Annotated in this window: 17 protein-coding genes; all 17 read right to left on the bottom strand. The window is 43.5% G+C overall.

Annotation, left to right across the window (positions count from 1 at the left end):
* Position 1: 1 nt before the first annotated feature.
* The 17 genes from rpsC to ruvB all read right to left on the bottom strand — a co-directional run bounded on the left by rpsC (position 2) and on the right by ruvB (position 15,983).
* A complete protein-coding gene (rpsC, locus tag FRX57_RS06180) occupies positions 2-655 on the bottom strand; it encodes a 30S ribosomal protein S3 (RefSeq protein ID WP_146567745.1) in 654 nt (217 codons plus the stop codon).
* Between the two features lie 11 nt (positions 656-666).
* A complete protein-coding gene (gene rplV / locus FRX57_RS06175) occupies positions 667-1,011 on the bottom strand; it encodes a 50S ribosomal protein L22 (protein WP_146462048.1) in 345 nt (114 codons plus the stop codon).
* Positions 1,012-1,026: 15 nt separating this feature from the next.
* Positions 1,027-1,308 carry a 30S ribosomal protein S19 gene (gene rpsS, locus FRX57_RS06170; protein WP_000533766.1) on the bottom strand — a complete coding sequence of 94 codons (282 nt, stop codon included), beginning with the start codon at positions 1,306-1,308 and terminating at the stop codon, positions 1,027-1,029.
* Positions 1,309-1,516: 208 nt separating this feature from the next.
* Complete coding sequence (rplB, locus tag FRX57_RS06165; protein WP_146567742.1) at positions 1,517-2,350, bottom strand: 50S ribosomal protein L2; 834 nt, start codon at positions 2,348-2,350, stop codon at positions 1,517-1,519.
* 17 nt (positions 2,351-2,367) lie between these two features.
* On the bottom strand, positions 2,368-2,664 hold the full coding sequence (locus FRX57_RS06160) for a 50S ribosomal protein L23 (protein ID WP_146567740.1): 297 nt from the start codon (positions 2,662-2,664) through the stop codon (positions 2,368-2,370).
* Entirely contained in the window at positions 2,664-3,287 is a 624-nt protein-coding gene (gene rplD, locus FRX57_RS06155; RefSeq protein ID WP_146567738.1) for a 50S ribosomal protein L4, read from the bottom strand. Before rplD ends, FRX57_RS06160 begins: the two co-directional genes overlap by 1 nt.
* A gap of 25 nt (positions 3,288-3,312) precedes the next feature.
* Positions 3,313-3,939: a 50S ribosomal protein L3 gene (gene rplC, locus FRX57_RS06150; protein WP_146567736.1), complete on the bottom strand. Its 627-nt coding sequence runs from the start codon at positions 3,937-3,939 to the stop codon at positions 3,313-3,315.
* A 106-nt stretch (positions 3,940-4,045) separates the two neighbouring features.
* On the bottom strand, positions 4,046-4,354 hold the full coding sequence (gene rpsJ, locus FRX57_RS06145) for a 30S ribosomal protein S10 (protein WP_146462057.1): 309 nt from the start codon (positions 4,352-4,354) through the stop codon (positions 4,046-4,048).
* A 279-nt stretch (positions 4,355-4,633) separates the two neighbouring features.
* A complete protein-coding gene (gene spxB, locus FRX57_RS06140) occupies positions 4,634-6,415 on the bottom strand; it encodes a pyruvate oxidase (protein WP_146567734.1) in 1,782 nt (593 codons plus the stop codon).
* A gap of 232 nt (positions 6,416-6,647) precedes the next feature.
* Positions 6,648-7,592 (bottom strand): MATE family efflux transporter, encoded by a 945-nt coding sequence (locus FRX57_RS06135; RefSeq protein ID WP_146567732.1) that lies wholly within the window; start codon positions 7,590-7,592, stop codon positions 6,648-6,650.
* A 3-nt stretch (positions 7,593-7,595) separates the two neighbouring features.
* Entirely contained in the window at positions 7,596-7,931 is a 336-nt protein-coding gene (locus tag FRX57_RS06130; RefSeq protein ID WP_146567730.1) for an MATE family efflux transporter, read from the bottom strand.
* Positions 7,932-7,974: 43 nt separating this feature from the next.
* Positions 7,975-9,459, bottom strand: a complete 1,485-nt coding sequence (thrC, locus tag FRX57_RS06125; RefSeq protein ID WP_146567728.1) for a threonine synthase — start codon at positions 9,457-9,459, stop codon at positions 7,975-7,977.
* 101 nt (positions 9,460-9,560) lie between these two features.
* Positions 9,561-12,209, bottom strand: a complete 2,649-nt coding sequence (adhE, locus tag FRX57_RS06120; RefSeq protein WP_146567726.1) for a bifunctional acetaldehyde-CoA/alcohol dehydrogenase — start codon at positions 12,207-12,209, stop codon at positions 9,561-9,563.
* A 155-nt stretch (positions 12,210-12,364) separates the two neighbouring features.
* The gene (locus FRX57_RS06115) at positions 12,365-14,140 is read right to left on the bottom strand and encodes an acyltransferase family protein (RefSeq protein WP_146567724.1); all 1,776 of its coding nucleotides are present in this window, start codon (positions 14,138-14,140) and stop codon (positions 12,365-12,367) included.
* A complete protein-coding gene (locus FRX57_RS06110; protein ID WP_146567722.1) occupies positions 14,137-14,517 on the bottom strand; it encodes an MORN repeat-containing protein in 381 nt (126 codons plus the stop codon). Before FRX57_RS06110 ends, FRX57_RS06115 begins: the two co-directional genes overlap by 4 nt.
* A 22-nt stretch (positions 14,518-14,539) precedes the next feature.
* A complete protein-coding gene (locus FRX57_RS06105) occupies positions 14,540-14,977 on the bottom strand; it encodes a low molecular weight protein-tyrosine-phosphatase (protein ID WP_146567720.1) in 438 nt (145 codons plus the stop codon).
* A 1-nt stretch (position 14,978) separates the two neighbouring features.
* Entirely contained in the window at positions 14,979-15,983 is a 1,005-nt protein-coding gene (gene ruvB, locus FRX57_RS06100; protein WP_146567718.1) for a Holliday junction branch migration DNA helicase RuvB, read from the bottom strand.
* Positions 15,984-16,002: the final 19 nt, after the last annotated feature.

Genomic DNA, 16,002 nt, shown 5'->3' with positions numbered 1-16,002 from the left:
GTTATTTGCCTCCTTTAGTGTCTTTACGAGCTGGAAGAACTTCTCCACGGTAGATCCAAACTTTAACACCTAGTTTACCGTAAGTTGTATCAGCTTCTTCCCAAGCATAATCGATATCTGCACGAAGCGTGTGAAGTGGAACAGTTCCCTCAGAGTAACCTTCTGCACGAGCGATATCTGCACCGTTCAAACGACCTGATACTTGAGTTTTAATCCCTTTAGCTCCTGCACGCATTGCACGTTGGATTGCTTGTTTTTGTGCACGACGGAAAGCAACACGTTGCTCAAGTTGACGAGCAATGCTCTCACCAACAAGGTGAGCGTCCAAATCTGGAGATTTGATCTCGATGATGTTGATGTGGACTTGTTTTCCAGTCATTTTGTTCAATTTAGCACGAAGTGCATCAACATTGCTACCTGCTTTACCGATAACCATACCTGGTTTTGCAGTGTGAAGTGATACGATAACCTTGTTTACAGCACGTTCGATTTCAATAGTTGAAACTGACGCATCAGCCAACTCTTTGTTGATAAATTTGCGGATTGCAAGATCTTCATGAAGGTAATCCGCGTATTCTTTTTCAGCATACCATTTCGCATCCCAATCACGGATGATTCCGACACGCATACCAATTGGATGTACTTTTTGACCCACGATTTTACCTCCTATTTTTCTGACACAACTACTGTGATGTGAGTTGTGCGTTTGTTGATTGGTGATGCTGACCCTTTAGCACGTGGACGGAAACGTTTCATTGTTGGTCCTTCGTTAGCAAAAGTCTCAGATACTACCAAGTTAGCTTTTTCCAAACCAAAGTTGTTTTCTGCGTTAGCGATTGCTGAGTTAAGAGTTTTCTCAATAACACGAGCAGCTTTGTTTGGTGTGAATTTCAAGATTGCGATTGCGTCAGCAACGTGTTTCCCACGAATGAGATCAAGAACAAGACGTGTTTTACGAGGTGAAACACGGACTGTACGAGCCATTGCTTTAGCTGAAGTAATTTCTGCCATTGTGTCCTCCTCCTATTATTTACGACGTGTTTTCTTGTCGTCTGCTGCGTGACCTTTGTAAGTACGAGTTGGTGCAAATTCACCAAGCTTGTGACCTACCATGTCTTCTTGGATGTAAACAGGTACGTGTTTACGTCCATCATAAACTGCGATTGTATAACCAATGAAACTTGGGAAAATCGTTGAACGACGTGACCAAGTTTTAATTACTTTTTTCTTTTCGTCATTAGCTTGAGCTTCAACTTTTTTCATCAAATGCTCATCGACGAAAGGCCCTTTTTTAAGACTGCGTCCCATTTTAATATTTTCTCCTTTAAAATATGTACCACAACGGCCTGAGTAAATCAAGCCTAGTCCCAATTTACTCTACCGAGCTGGCGGAATATGGCATAGCCGACCAATGCAGTGGTTGACAGTCAAATAGCAACGTTTTTAACTTGCTATTTTCCTCGTCAACTGTGCAGGGGTCTCGCTACGAAGTTTTGTCAAACTTCTGCTCGGCCGCCTATTTCTCGTTACGACGACGAACGATAAGTTTGTCAGATTTCGCTTTTTTGTTACGAGTTTTAAGTCCAAGCGCAGGTTTACCCCATGGAGTAGATGGCGCTTTACGACCAACTGGTGCTTTACCTTCACCACCACCGTGTGGGTGATCGTTAGGGTTCATTACAGAACCGCGAACAGTTGGACGAACACCTTTCCAACGGTTACGACCAGCTTTACCGATGTTAACAAGCGATTGTTGCTCGTTACCAACTGTACCAACAGTCGCACGGCATGCACCAAGGATCATACGAACTTCGCCTGATTGAAGACGAACAAGCACGTATTTACCTTCTTGACCCAAAACTTGAGCAGATGTACCAGCAGCACGAACCAATTCGCCACCTTTACCTGGTTTCAACTCAATGTTGTGGATAACTGTACCAACTGGGATATTAGCAAGTGGAAGAGCGTTTCCGACTTTGATATCTGCTTCTGGACCTGAAACGATACGTTGACCAACTTCAAGACCTTTTGGTGCAATGATGTAAGCTTTAACACCGTCAGTATAGTGAACAAGAGCGATGTTAGCTGTACGGTTTGGATCATACTCGATGGTCTTAACAACAGCTTCAACACCGTCTTTATTACGTTTGAAGTCAATCAAACGGTAATGACGTTTGTGTCCACCACCTTGGTGACGAACAGTGATGCGACCATTGTTGTTACGACCAGCTTTGCTTTTCAATGGAGCAAGCAATGATTTCTCTGGAGTGCTTGTAGTGATTTCAGCAAAATCCAAAGAAGTCATGTTACGACGGCCATTTGTCGTTGGTTTATATACTTTAATACCCACGATAGTTCCTCCTTAGATTATTCCGCTTCAGCTGCAAACAACTCGATTGCTTTTGAATCAGCTGTAAGAGTGATGATAGCTTTTTTAGTTTTGCTTGTAAACCCAACATAACGTCCAACACGTTTTTGTTTTGGCTTAACAGTAACAGTGTTAACACTTGCAACCTTAACACCGTCAAAAGCAGCTTCAACTGCTTGCTTGATCAACAATTTGTGTGCACGAGTGTCAACTTCAAATGTGTATTTACCTGACTCAAGGGCAATCATAGATTTTTCTGTGATAACAGGCTTTTTGATAACATCATACAAATTCATTATGCAAGAACCTCCTCGATAGTAGAGATTGCTTCTTTAGTAACAAGAAGTTTATCTGCGTTCACGATATCAAGAACACTTGCAGTTGTTGCAGTTGCAACTTTAACATTTGGAAGGTTGCGTGCAGAAAGTGCTGCAAATTCATTTCCTTCTTCAAGAATAACAAGTACTTTTGAATCGATGCTAAGAGCTGAAAGAACTGTTGCAAATTCAGCAGTTTTTGGTGCTGCAAATGAAAGTGCTTCAACTGCTACAAATTTTTCTTCAGCAACTTTTGCTGAGTAAACTGATTTCAATGCCAGACGACGTACTTTTTGTGGCAATTTGTAGCCGTACGAACGTGGAGTCGGCCCAAAGACCACACCACCACCACGCCATTGTGGTGAACGGATTGATCCGTGACGAGCACGACCAGTTCCTTTTTGACGCCATGGCTTGCGACCACCGCCTGATACTGCTGCACGGTTTTTAACCGCATGTGTACCTTGACGAAGGCTAGCACGTTGGCTGATTACAACATCAAAGACCACTGATTCGTTTGGTTCAATACCGAAGATTGCATCGTTAAGTTCAACGGTGCTAACTTCTTTACCAGTTTGGTCAAATAGTTTTACGTTTGCCATTTTAACTGATTTCCCCTTTCCTTAATTATTTACCAGCTTTAACCGCTGATTTGATAGTGATAAGAGATTTCTTAGCACCTGGTACATTACCCTTGATAAGGATAACATTTTTTTCTGGAACAACTTGAACAATTTCAAGATTTTGGATAGTCACACGGTTACCACCCATACGTCCTGCCAAGCGTTTGTTTTTGAAAACGCGGTTAGGTGCAACAGGTCCCATAGAACCTGGGCGACGATGGTAGCGAGAACCGTGAGCCATTGGACCACGTGATTGACCGTGGCGTTTGATAACACCTTGGAAACCTTTACCTTTTGATGTTCCAGTAACATCAACAACATCACCGGCTGCGAATGTTTCAACAGTAATTTCTTGACCAACTTCCAAGCCTTCGATGTTTTTGAATTCACGAATGAAGCGCTTAGGAGCTGTGTCTGCTTTAGCGACATGGCCTTTGGCAGGTTTGTTGCTCAATACTTCACGTTTGTCATCGAAACCAACTTGAACAGCTTGGTAGCCATCAGTTTCAAGAGTTTTCACTTGAAGAACAACGTTTGGAGTTGCTTCAATGACAGTTACAGGGATAAATTCACCAGATTCAGTGAAGATTTGAGTCATTCCCACTTTTTTCCCTAAGATTCCTTTTGTCATGAGAAAATATTTCCTTTACTTAATTTTTTCTAGTAAAAAGTTTTTTATGAGCGTTTTTCATGCTCAAAAAAGTTTTTAACGAGCGTTTTTTATGCTCTCAATCAAATTAAAGTTTGATTTCAACGTTAACGCCACTTGGAAGGTCAAGCTTCATCAAAGCATCAACAGTTTTTTGTGTTGGGTTCACAATATCAATCAGACGTTTGTGAGTACGCATTTCAAATTGCTCACGAGAGTCTTTGTATTTGTGAGTCGCACGAATAATTGTATAAAGACTGCGTTCAGTTGGAAGCGGAACTGGTCCAGCAACTGTTGCCCCTGTACGAGTTGCAGTTTCTACAATTTTAGCTGCCGCTGTATCAAGTGTACGATGTTCGTAAGCTTTCAAGCGGATACGGATTTTTTTGTTTGCCATCTTTGTCTCCTTTTTCGTCTATTTAAGATCTAGGCTAGCTCCACAAGAAAACCGACAGCGTTGCGTGGCAATGCAACCGAGCGTGTCGCAACCTCTTGCATCAAAGCTAAGGCTGTTTTTTTACAGCACTTCATATAGAATACCACACTAAACCACGCTTTGCAAGGATTTTATGCCACTTTTTCAAAATAATTTTCCCAAAGATGACAAGAAAAAGCCCAAGATAATTCTTGGACTTTTACTGCTTGAATAGAAAGTTTTCTTTATACTCGCAAAGGCTTATTTGTAGTTGCGAGACTCAAGACCTTCTTCAGCCAAGTAAGCACTGAATGGTACCAATTCTTCTGCTTCATATTTTTCTTTGAAGGCTGCAATCTCTTCAGCAGAGAAAGCTTTTGGTTCCAATTTCAACTCAGGTGCTTCAACTGGGATTGGACGATGTTGTGTGATGCGGGCATCAATCACGATTGTCTTACCTTGTTTGTTCAATTCAACCGCTTCTTTAACGACAGCATCGATGTCTTCGATACGGTTTACAGTGAAACCAACCGCACCTTGTGCTTCTGCAATCATCTTGTAGTCTGGGTTTGTGAAGTCAACACCAAACAAGTGTTTGTTGGTATCTTCATACTTGTTCTTGATGAAAGCATACTCAGCATTTGAGAAGACAACGTTGATAACTGGAAGGTCATATTGAACGTTAGTGATCACGTCTGGGTAGCACATACCGAAAGCACCGTCACCCATGATGTTCCATACTTGACGATCTGGATTGTCTTTCTTAGCTGCAATACCACCTGGAAGGGCAATACCCATTGTTGCGAACAATGGAGATGTGCGCCACATGTTCTTAGGTGTCATGTGCAAGTGACGAGTAGATGTTTGTGTTGAGTTACCGACGTCAATTGAGTAAATTGCATTTTCATCAGCATATTTGTTGATGGCATTGTAAACTTGGTACAATTGCAATTCGCCTTCAGTTTTACCTTCAAGCTTGTTCATGTAATCACGCCAGTTTTGGTTGTTTTTCACAACAGCTCTCCACCATGGTGTTGATTCAACTGGGTTAACCTTATCAAGGATTGCTTGAGCTGCTTCTTTCACATCACCAAGGATAGACGCATCAAGCGCATGACGTTTACCAAGTTTGTAAGGATCGATGTCCACTTGGATGAATTTCTCAACATTTTTGAAGGTGTTGTAAACTTCTGAGAATGGGAAGTTACACCCCATGAAGAGAACTGTGTCTGCTTCAAAGATAACTTCGTTGGCTGATTTCCAACCAACACGGTAGGCAGAACCTGTCAAACCTTCATAGTTCCACTCAAAGGCTTCAAAGTTTTTACCAGTTGTAATGATCGGTGCTTTGATTTTACGAGACAATTCCGTCACAACTTGACCTGCGCCAACACCACCGAAACCAGAATAGATAACTGGGCGTTTAGCATTGTTCAAGATTTCAACAGCCTTGTCAATTTCAACTTGGTTCAAAGCTGGTGCAACAAAGGTACGGTCGTATGTTCCTGAACCATAGTATGAATTTTCATCAATTTCTTCAAAACCAAAGTTAACAGGGATTTCAACAACTGCTGGACCTTTTTTAGCGATTGCCGCACAGCAAGCTTCGTCAATTACTTTTGGCAATTGTGCAGCATAAGCAACACGTTTGTTGTAAACCGCAACACCGTTATACATTGGGTTTTGGTTCAATTCTTGGAAGGCATCCATGTTCAACTCGTTAACTGGACGTGAACCAAGAATAGCAAGCATTGGTGTCGCATCCATGGCAGCATCGTAGATACCGTTAATCAAGTGAGTCGCACCTGGTCCACCAGAACCGACACAGACACCGATAGAACCACCAAATTTAGCTTGCATCAATGCTGCAAGGGCACCAGTTTCTTCGTGACGAACTTGTAGGAAACGGATATCCTTATCTTCAGCAAGAGCATCCATCAATGAACTCAATGTTCCTGAAGGAATACCGTAGATTGTGTCAACACCCCATGTCTTCAAGACATTGAGCATAGCTGCAGAAGCAGTAATTTTACCTTGACTCATAGAAAGTCTCCTCTTTAAAAAATAATGAAAATGATACAATTCCAAGGTTATTTTGGTTTTGGAAACGTTTGTATAACCCTAGCCACAATATAATATCACATTTTATAAAAAAAAGACACTAATATGACTCGGAAAATATCCCCCTATCCTAAAGCCACTAGTACAGGCTCTCAAAGACTGACCATCTGAGTGTGATAGCTCTAAAAAACTATGGTGAACAATGGCTATTTGATTAATCCACTGTTTCATATTTAGTATAGTGATAACAAAGATAAACCAAGCGCCAGAGATTATCCAATATGGTGGCCAGCCAGAGACCGGTCAAGCCCAGTTGGAATTGAGCAATCAATAGATAGCCTAGCCCAATCCGAATGCCCCACATGCCAAAACTGGTAGCATAAAGGGGGAGCTGGCTCTTGCCCACTGCCTGCCAAAAACTGGTCAAGACCATAACCCCCGCAGTTATAGGACTGCCTAGAAATGAGTAGAACAGAACAATCCGACTACCTGCTCTCACCGCACCATCGGCTGTAAAAAAGCCAATCAAGTCCTGACCCAGGCCATAAATCATGCCACTCAGCAAGAGCATCATCGGGCTAGCTAACACATAGGCCCTTTTCAAAACATCAGCCCCAGCCTGCAACTCTTGCTTACCATAGGCTTCAGCCACGAGAATAAGGGTGGCTGTTGCCATGCCTAAGGCTGGTAAATAATTAAACTGGGTCAAACTCTCACCAATGCTATTGGCCGCAATTACTTTGGTTCCTAGCCCTGTCAGTAAGGTCAGCGTCAGCAAATCGCCCAAACGCATCATCAGGCGTTCCCCAACGGCTGGTAGTGTCAAAGCTAGCAATTTGGAACTCAGTAAATTCCCTGTCCAGGCCCAAGATTTGAACAGGTCCAACCTCAACCAGAGCCAGAGACAGCCGAGGAAGCGTGACATAACCGTGGCCAAGGCCACCCCGACAAGCCCCCACGGGAAAGCAAAGATGGCTAGGGCTGACAGACAAAGATTAAGCAGATTGGTCCATAGACTGACCAGCAAAGGAAAATTGAGCATGCCCTTAACCCGTGCCATAGCTGACAGGCTCATGGTCAAGCCTAGCAAGACGACACTCCCTCCAACATAGGCAAGATAGGTAGCTCCCAAGCGACTAATGTCAGTTGGTGTACCCAAAAGTTACAAGAGATAGGGGCCACCCACTAGCGATACCATACCCAAGAACATTCCCAAAAAAATGGTCAAAAATAAGATTTGTCTACTAGCAAGATCCTCCAAGTCCTTGTCCTTTTTGGCCATGGCTTGGGCAAAGAAACTTGATGTTCCAGCTGCCAAGGCCATGAAAATCGCCTGATAAACCGTCATGATTTGATTGGCTACCGCTACGCCTGAAATCGTCAGTAAACCCAACTGGGCAACCATATAACTGTCAACTAGCCCCATCAAGGCTTGCAAAAAATTTTCTAACATGACTGGCAGGGCAATCTTTAGTAGACGGCTACTGGTCTTATTCATCCTCTTTCCTTTCCCGATAAAGAGTAAAAGAGCCGATTGGCTCTTAGACTCCTAAACGTTTTTCCACTTCGGCCTGCATCTCCGTCACGGCCACCACTGTTTGATGACGGACCCCAGCTTCCTGCAAGTCCTTGACTGCCTTAGGCAAGGCTAGGCCAGATAACTCATGTAGGTCTGTCACGGCTTGAAAATCATCCACCACCTCTTGACCTGTCACTGCCCCAACTGCCACTCGTGGGAATTTGTAAGGACTAGCCGTTGAAACAATCAGGGTTGGACCTTTATCTTGACACCTGTCTTGATAAGCATGGGCGACCGCCGAAGCAACCGCTGTATGTGGGTCTTGGATATAGCCTGTCTGATCATAAAGCCGCTTAATATCTGCCGCTGTTTCCAATTCACTAGCAAAACCTGCCTCAAATAAATCCCAGATGGCTTGATTTTTGACCGTCAACTGATATTGTCCTTCTTGAGCCAACTCATTCATCAGTTGTTTAGTCGCTTCTGCGTCATTGCCCAAAAGATGGAAAATCAAACGCTCCAAGTTTGATGATACCAAAATATCCATGGAAGGACTAGTGGTTACCTTGAAGGTACGATTTTTATCATAATGTCCAGTTTGGAAGAAATCCGTCAAGACCTTGTTCTCATTTGAGGCACAGATTAGCTTGGCAATGGGAACACCAAGCTCCCTGGCATAATAGGCTGCCAAGATATTACCAAAATTGCCGGTCGGCACTGAAACATTGATTGCCTGACCTGATGTAATCTCTCCCGCCTTAACCAGTTGGGCATAGGCATAGACATAGTAAACAATTTGCGGCACCAAACGTCCAATATTCATGGAATTGGCCGATGAGAAACGCATGCCTGCCTGAGCCAGATTTTCTTTCAAGTTGTCATTATTGAACATCTGCTTGACTTGCGTCTGAGCATCATCAAAATTGCCCTTAATGGCGACCACATGTGTGTTGCTTCCCTCTTGGGTTGTCATCTGCAATTCTTGAATTTTACTAACCCCACCATGAGGATAAAAGACAATAATCTCCGTTCCAGGCACATCAGCAAAACCAGCCATGGCTGCCTTGCCCGTATCACCAGAGGTTGCTGTTAGAATAACAATCTTATCCTTGACCCCTTGTTTTTTAGCCGCCACCGTCATGAAATAAGGCAGGACTGACAGGGCCATATCCTTAAAGGCAATAGTGGCGCCATGAAAGAGTTCCAAATGATATTGCTGACCCAATTTAACCACGGGTGCGATAACTGACGTGTCAAATTTATCATCATAGGCATGTTGAATACAATAGTCCAGCTCTTCTTCTGTAAAATCATCCAAAAAGGCTGACAAAATCAACTTGGCTACCTCTTGGTAGCTCGCCGCCTGCAACTGCTCAAAATCAAGATCAAGCTCTGGCAAGTCCGTCGGTGTAAACAAGCCACCATCTGACGCCAAGCCCTGTAGAATGGCTTGACTTGCCCTAACCTTATTGTGTGCATCGCGCGTTGATTGATACATTAAGACCATAAACTTTCCTCACTTGTCAGAGTTTTCCTTAATTATAACACAAGCCTAGCAGTTTAGAAAAGTTTGACTCAGCAAAAAAGGGCTTAAAGCCCCTTTTTTAGCTATTTCAGACGACCTGGTCTTTCCTTGTAACCATAGTAAGCGTCCTGCACGATTTCTTTCATGTCATTGACCAGGGCCAAGCGTGGGTTGGCTGGGGTACATTGATCTTCATAAGCCAAATAGGCAATTTCTTCAGCCTTAGCCATGAATTCTTTTTCGTCAATGCCTTGGTCCTTGAAGCACATCTTAATACCGATACGCTCACCCAATTCATAGACAGCCTTAGCATAAGACGCCACACCTTCTTCTGGTGTTGAAGCTGGAAGACCTAGCATTTTGGCAATATCTTGGTACTTCTCATCAGCCTTATAATAATTGTACTTAGGCCAAGTCGCTGTTTTAGCTGGACGAGTACCATTGTAACGGATGACATAAGGAAGCAAAATGGCATTGGTCCGACCGTGAACAGTATGGAAGATACCACCAATCTTATGAGCCATTGAGTGAGAAATGCCAAGGAAGGCATTGGCAAAGGCCATACCGGCAATGGTTGACGCATTGTGCATCTTCTCACGAGATTCAAAGTCAGCATTCTTAACTGAATTTTCCAGATTTTCAAAAACCAGTTTAATCGCTTGTAACGCTAGACCATCCGTATAGTCATTAGCCACCGTTGACACATAGGCCTCTGTCGCATGGGTCAAAACGTCCATACCTGTATCTGCTGTGACATGAGCCGGTACAGTCATGACAAGGGCTGGGTCCACAATGGCAACCGTCGGTGTCAACGAATAATCAGCGATTGGGTATTTACGGTTGTTGGCCTTGTCAGAGATAACCGCAAATGGGGTTACTTCTGAGCCTGTTCCTGATGTGGTTGGGATAGCGATAAACTTAGATTTCTTACCAAGTTCAGGGAATTTGAAGGCACGCTTACGGATATCCATGAATTTTTGCACCAAATCATGGAAATCAACCTCTGGTTGTTCATAGAAGAGCCACATCACTTTAGCAGCATCCATAGGGGAGCCACCACCCAAAGCAATAATGGTATCTGGCTTAAAGCTTCGCATCAAGTCAGTTCCCTTATAAACCGTTGTAATGTCTGGGTCTGGTTCAACATCAGCAAAAATTTGGTAAACAACCTTGTTGCGACGAAGTTCTAGTTGCTCCAAAATCCGATCAAGGAAGCCTAATTCAACCATGGCATGGTCTGTAACAATCATGACACGTTCCACATCACGACATTTTTGAAGGTATTGAATCGAATCACGCTCAAAGTATGTTTTTGAAGGAACCTTAAACCACTGCATATTATTTCTCCGTCTGCCCACTTTCTTAATATTCAAGAGATTGACTGCGCTGACATTATCGCCAACTGAGTTACGGCCATAAGAACCACAACCAAGCGTCAATGACGGTAGGAAGGAATTGTAAACATCACCAATCCCACCAAAGGTTGATGGAGAATTCCAGATGACACGGATAGCACAGACCAACTTACCAAATTCTTTGGCCAAGGCTTCATCTGCTGTGTGGATAGCCGCTGAGTGACCCAGTCCGTCAAATTCGACCATTTGGCGGGCTTTTTCAAGACCATCCTCACGAGAGTCAGCTTTCAGGACTGCGATAATTGGCGAGAGTTTTTCACGTGTTAGTGGCTCAGCCTCCCCAACCTCTGCTACCTCTGCCGCCAAGATATTGGTTCCCTCTGGCACACTGAAACCTGCTTGTTCAGCAATCCAGGCAGCTGGTTTTCCAACGATGGCTGCATTAAGTTTAGCTTCAGCACAGTTCTTGCTACCTGCCTTGGCACCAAAGCAATAGGCTTCCAAGAGTGCTTTTTCTTTCTTAGTGACAAAATAAGTGCGATAAGACTTGAATTCTTCTACAAACTCATCATAGATTTCTTGGTCAATAATGACCGCCTGCTCAGAAGCACAAACCATCCCATTATCAAAGGACTTGGACATGACAATATCATGAACAGCTTGACGGACATTGGCTGATTTTTCCACGTAGGCAGGAACATTTCCCGCACCAACACCAAGGGCTGGTTTCCCACAAGAATAAGCTGCACGCACCATGCCATTACCACCAGTCGCCAAGATTGTCGCAATCCCATCGTGATTCATCAAGGCCGATGTTGCTTCCATTGATGGCTGACTAATCCATTGGATACAGTCTTCTGGGGCACCTGCTGCAACGGCTGCATCACGCACAATCTGAGCCGCATGGGCTGATGATTCTTGGGCGGATGGATGGAAAGCAAAGACAATCGGATTTCGTGTCTTCAAGGCAATCAAGGATTTGAAGATTGTTGTTGACGTTGGGTTAGTGGTTGGCGTTACCCCACAGACCACACCAACTGGCTCAGCAATCAAGGTCAAGCCTGTCACATCATCTTCTTCAATGATACCAACCGTCTTGGTGTGACGCATGTTATTAACCACATGCTCACAGGCAAAGAGATTTTTTGTTGCCTTATCTTCAAATACGCCACGCCCTGTTTCCTTGACCGCATGCATGGCCAACTCACCATGGGCATCTAGAGCCGCAACAGAAGCCTTGGCCACAATGTAGTCAACCTGCTCTTGATTGAGTTCTTTCATCTGCTCAAGGGCTGCCAATCCCTTTTGAACCAGCTGGTCAACATGCACTTGAGCTTCTAGCACTTTATCGTCTTGGACATCCGTCTTTTTAACCATATAATCCTCCTTGGATGCGATTGTTAAAAGTTTCACAATTTATGTACAATCTTATTATAGCTTATTTTAGTTTTATTGTAAACACTTTCTTGAAATTTTGTCAAAAAAAAAGAAAATGAGTTTCTCAACCCATTTTCTTGGCTTCTCAAGTTTCTTTATTTAGCAGCACTTTTAGCGGCTTTCTTGATTGCCCCTTGGATGGTTTCTACATAACGTTTGGCTCCTTCAGTATTAGCATCAGAATAATGGACACCATCCGTTCCTCGCCAAATAGTTGGGTAATCTAAAGCTGTCTGATACCAGTCGGCCACAGTCACATAAGAATATTTCTTGGCCAATTCTAACTCATAGTCCCTCATGGCCGCAATTCGGCTATCTTTTGCATTATAAGGGGTCACCAGAATCAGGCGATAGCCTTTCGGTAAATCGTCAATAAAGGCTTGGAGAGCTTTAGCATAACCGTCTACCGAATTCACTCCGACTGCTAGAACCACTGTTTTTGATAGGGTATTGGTCTTAATATGATTCTGGAAAATCGTGTAGGCATCTGTAAAATTACGACTAACAGCCGCATCCAGTTGAACCTCAGGCAACAGTTCGGTGAAAGCGCTGCTTGACCGAAGAGCCACCGAATCACCAATAACCATGACATCACTCATGGCATTAGCATCCCCAGCAATCAAAGTGTGCGTCCGATTCACGTTAGCCTGGGCCTGGGTCAACGAATTGACCAGGAGTTCATTTTCAAAATTCCCCACCTTGGGTGCGAAGGCTGCAATTCCTAAGGTCACCACCCCTAACAAACCAACCGTGCCATAAATCCATTTCTTATAGGGAAGCAAGTTAAGTTCGTAGTCAAATAAGCGAACCGTTTTACCTGCGATATAAGGCTCAATCACATAGAAGGATAGGCTTGAAAAAATCATTGAAAAGACCAGGGTTAGAAAAACTGCCAAGCCGTTAGACATTAGCTGGGTGAAAATCACATACAAGGGCCAATGGAACAAGTACATGCCATAACTAATGTCAGCTAAATACGTCAAAATAGCTGGCTCTTTACTAGATGCCGTTTGGTCACTCAAGACACGCGCTGCGTAAATCATGACCACACTAAAGAGACTAGCCAAAATAAAACCAAAAAGATAGGTAAAGAGGTGATTAAAGTCCAAAATCACACTCAGCAACATGAGGAGGGCAAAAGCGCCAAAAAAATAGAAAATTGTTCGTGATTTTGGCCATAGACGGACATTTTTCTTAAAGCGAGTAGTCGTTTCTTTTACCCCAGTCAAAGTGGCAAACATGGCACCGAGGAAAAAGGCAAAACTATGACTCAAGCTTGAAAAATAAATGGTTGAAAAATTATCGACCAGAAAAGCACGGATAAACATGCTTAAAAAACTAATCGTAAAAAAGACACTGGATAGTAAAAAAACCGATCCGCGAAATTGTTGAGCTGTCCCCCTTCTTTTAGTCATCAGCCAGAGGAAAAAGGCCCATAGAAGATAAAATTGTACCTCAATTGCCAAGCTCCAAGTATGGACAAACAGGTGCGGAATAAACTGACTCTCGTAACTGCTACCAGTGAAAATCTCATAGAAATTGGTCGTAAATCCCAGAGCTCCCGCAATTTGTTGACCAATATCAGCAACAAAGTCCCGCCTTACCAAAAATGTAAAGGGCATGACCAATAAAACCATTAGCAATAAGGGAGGGAAAATTCGATAGAAACGCCGCTTATAAAACCCAATGAGATCAATTCTTTCTTTCTCAGCATATTCGTCTACCAAGAGTGCCGTAATCAAAAACCCTGAAAAAGTGAAAAAGACGTCCACTCCAATAAAGCCACCAGCAAATTTTGTTTTAAAGAAATGGTAGAGAAGAACCAGCAGTAAACCAGTTATCCTTACCAAAGAAAACCATTTTATTCTCATTTTTGATAAATCCCCTGCTTAAATGTTCCTTTATACACTTTTTTGTCCTTAGCAATCAAGGTTCCCTGACCATCTGGTTGGCCATTTTTAAATTGACCTTCATACTGCCAGCCGGTTGCTGCAATAAATTTTCCCTGACCGTTGAACACCCCATTGATAAATTGGCCTTCATAAACATCACCATTGTCATAGGTTAATTTCCCTTGACCATTCAACCGCTGATTAACCACCTGACCAGAATAGCTCAGCCGTCCATTATCATAGCTCAAGGTAGCTTGACGTTTGATTGGTACAAAAAAGACAGAAGCTCCTAAGACTAGTATGATAATACAGGCCAAGACTTCTGTCATCACCCTGCTGATCTTTTGTCCTCTCATCCTCTCATCCCTACCTTTCTTTTTATTCCTTCATGCCTTGCTTTCTGAGCCATTTTTGGCAGGCTCCCTTAACTAGGCGATAGGTCTCCTCAAAATCTCCAGTATACCAAGGGTCAGGCACACCATCCTCAACTAAAAGTTGGATTTTATCATCAAATTGACCTGCCGAAAGAGCTCGTAAATCCGCTAGATTTTGCTGATCCATGGCAAAAATCACGTCAAAGTCAGCCAAATCAGCCAGACTAACCTGTTGCGATGTCTTATTGACATCAAACGGGATACCATATTGACGCAAAATCTTCTGCGTTCCTGCATGAATGGGATTGCCATGTTCCCAACTAGAAGTCGCCCGACTGACAACTTCAATCCCTGCCTCATCCTTGACTAAGTCTTTCATCACAAACTCTGCCATCGGGCTACGGCAAATATTACCCAAACAAACAAAACAAATCTTGGTCATCTTAGTCTCCTTTCGCTAGATAAGGGTAGCCCATGTGGTCATAGGCCTTCTGCGTTGCCACCCGACCAGAACGAGTGCGCATGATAAAGCCCTTTTGAATGAGATAAGGCTCATACATGTCCTCAAGGGTCTCTCGCTCCTCAGCAATGTTGATGGCCAAGGTCCCAAGACCAACAGGGCCTCCCTGATAGACTTCAATCATGGTTTTAAGAATTTTCTGGTCCGTGTAATCCAAGCCCTCATGGTCCACATCTAAGAGGGTCAGGGCCTGGGCGGTTATCTCTTGGTTGATTTGACCATCCCCCATAATCTGGGCATAATCCCGCACCCGTTTCAGCAAACGATTGGCAATCCGAGGTGTCCCACGACTACGGCGAGCTAGCTCTAGGGCAGCTTCTGGGCTAATGCTGGCCTCAAAAATATCAGCCGTTCTTTCCACAATTTCCCTTAAATCTGCCAGGTCATAGTATTCCATGTGGCCATTGATACCAAAACGAGCTCGCAAGGGATTGCTCAACATCCCTGCTCGTGTGGTTGCCCCAATCAAGGTAAAGGGTGGCAATTCCAAATGCACACTGCGACTGGTCTCTCCTGCCCCAATCATAATATCAATATAAAAATCTTCCATGGCACTATAAAGTACCTCTTCTACTGCCATGGGCATGCGGTGGATTTCATCAATGAAAAGGACATCGCCAGGCTCCAAGTCATTAAGAATAGCGACCAAATCTCCTGCTTTTTCAATGGCTGGGCCAGAGGTTTGTTTAAGATTTACCCCCAGTTCATTGGCAATGACAAAAGCCATGGTCGTTTTTCCCAAACCTGGTGGGCCAAAAAGCAAGACATGGTCTAGGGCCTCATCACGTAACTTGGCTGCCTCAATAAAAATTTGTAACTGTTCCTTAACCTTATCCTGACCAATATATTCCTTAAAGGATTGGGGACGTAAGCTACGCTCCACTCCTTCATCACTGGGCAAAAGGTCCTGGTCTAAAATTCTATCCATATCCCTATTATAACACAAA

The organism is Streptococcus cuniculipharyngis (assembly GCF_007859195.1).
GTDB lineage: Bacteria > Bacillota > Bacilli > Lactobacillales > Streptococcaceae > Streptococcus > Streptococcus cuniculipharyngis.
Note: the sequence above shows the minus strand (reverse complement) of the source record. Positions and strands in the feature narration are given on the sequence as shown.

Excerpts from the sequence above, each read along its gene's own strand:
- rplV (WP_146462048.1), bottom strand. The coding sequence starts at position 1,011 with ATGGCAGAAATTACTTCAGCTAAAGCAATGGCTCGTACAGTCCGTGTT.
- rpsS (WP_000533766.1), bottom strand. The coding sequence starts at position 1,308 with ATGGGACGCAGTCTTAAAAAAGGGCCTTTCGTCGATGAGCATTTGATG.
- FRX57_RS06160 (WP_146567740.1), bottom strand. The coding sequence starts at position 2,664 with ATGAATTTGTATGATGTTATCAAAAAGCCTGTTATCACAGAAAAATCT.
- rplD (WP_146567738.1), bottom strand. The coding sequence starts at position 3,287 with ATGGCAAACGTAAAACTATTTGACCAAACTGGTAAAGAAGTTAGCACC.
- rplC (WP_146567736.1), bottom strand. The coding sequence starts at position 3,939 with ATGACAAAAGGAATCTTAGGGAAAAAAGTGGGAATGACTCAAATCTTC.
- rpsJ (WP_146462057.1), bottom strand. The coding sequence starts at position 4,354 with ATGGCAAACAAAAAAATCCGTATCCGCTTGAAAGCTTACGAACATCGT.
- spxB (WP_146567734.1), bottom strand. The coding sequence starts at position 6,415 with ATGAGTCAAGGTAAAATTACTGCTTCTGCAGCTATGCTCAATGTCTTG.
- FRX57_RS06130 (WP_146567730.1), bottom strand. The coding sequence starts at position 7,931 with ATGAATAAGACCAGTAGCCGTCTACTAAAGATTGCCCTGCCAGTCATG.
- thrC (WP_146567728.1), bottom strand. The coding sequence starts at position 9,459 with ATGGTCTTAATGTATCAATCAACGCGCGATGCACACAATAAGGTTAGG.
- adhE (WP_146567726.1), bottom strand. The coding sequence starts at position 12,209 with ATGGTTAAAAAGACGGATGTCCAAGACGATAAAGTGCTAGAAGCTCAA.
- FRX57_RS06115 (WP_146567724.1), bottom strand. The coding sequence starts at position 14,140 with ATGAGAATAAAATGGTTTTCTTTGGTAAGGATAACTGGTTTACTGCTG.
- FRX57_RS06110 (WP_146567722.1), bottom strand. The coding sequence starts at position 14,517 with ATGAGAGGACAAAAGATCAGCAGGGTGATGACAGAAGTCTTGGCCTGT.
- FRX57_RS06105 (WP_146567720.1), bottom strand. The coding sequence starts at position 14,977 with ATGACCAAGATTTGTTTTGTTTGTTTGGGTAATATTTGCCGTAGCCCG.
- ruvB (WP_146567718.1), bottom strand. The coding sequence starts at position 15,983 with ATGGATAGAATTTTAGACCAGGACCTTTTGCCCAGTGATGAAGGAGTG.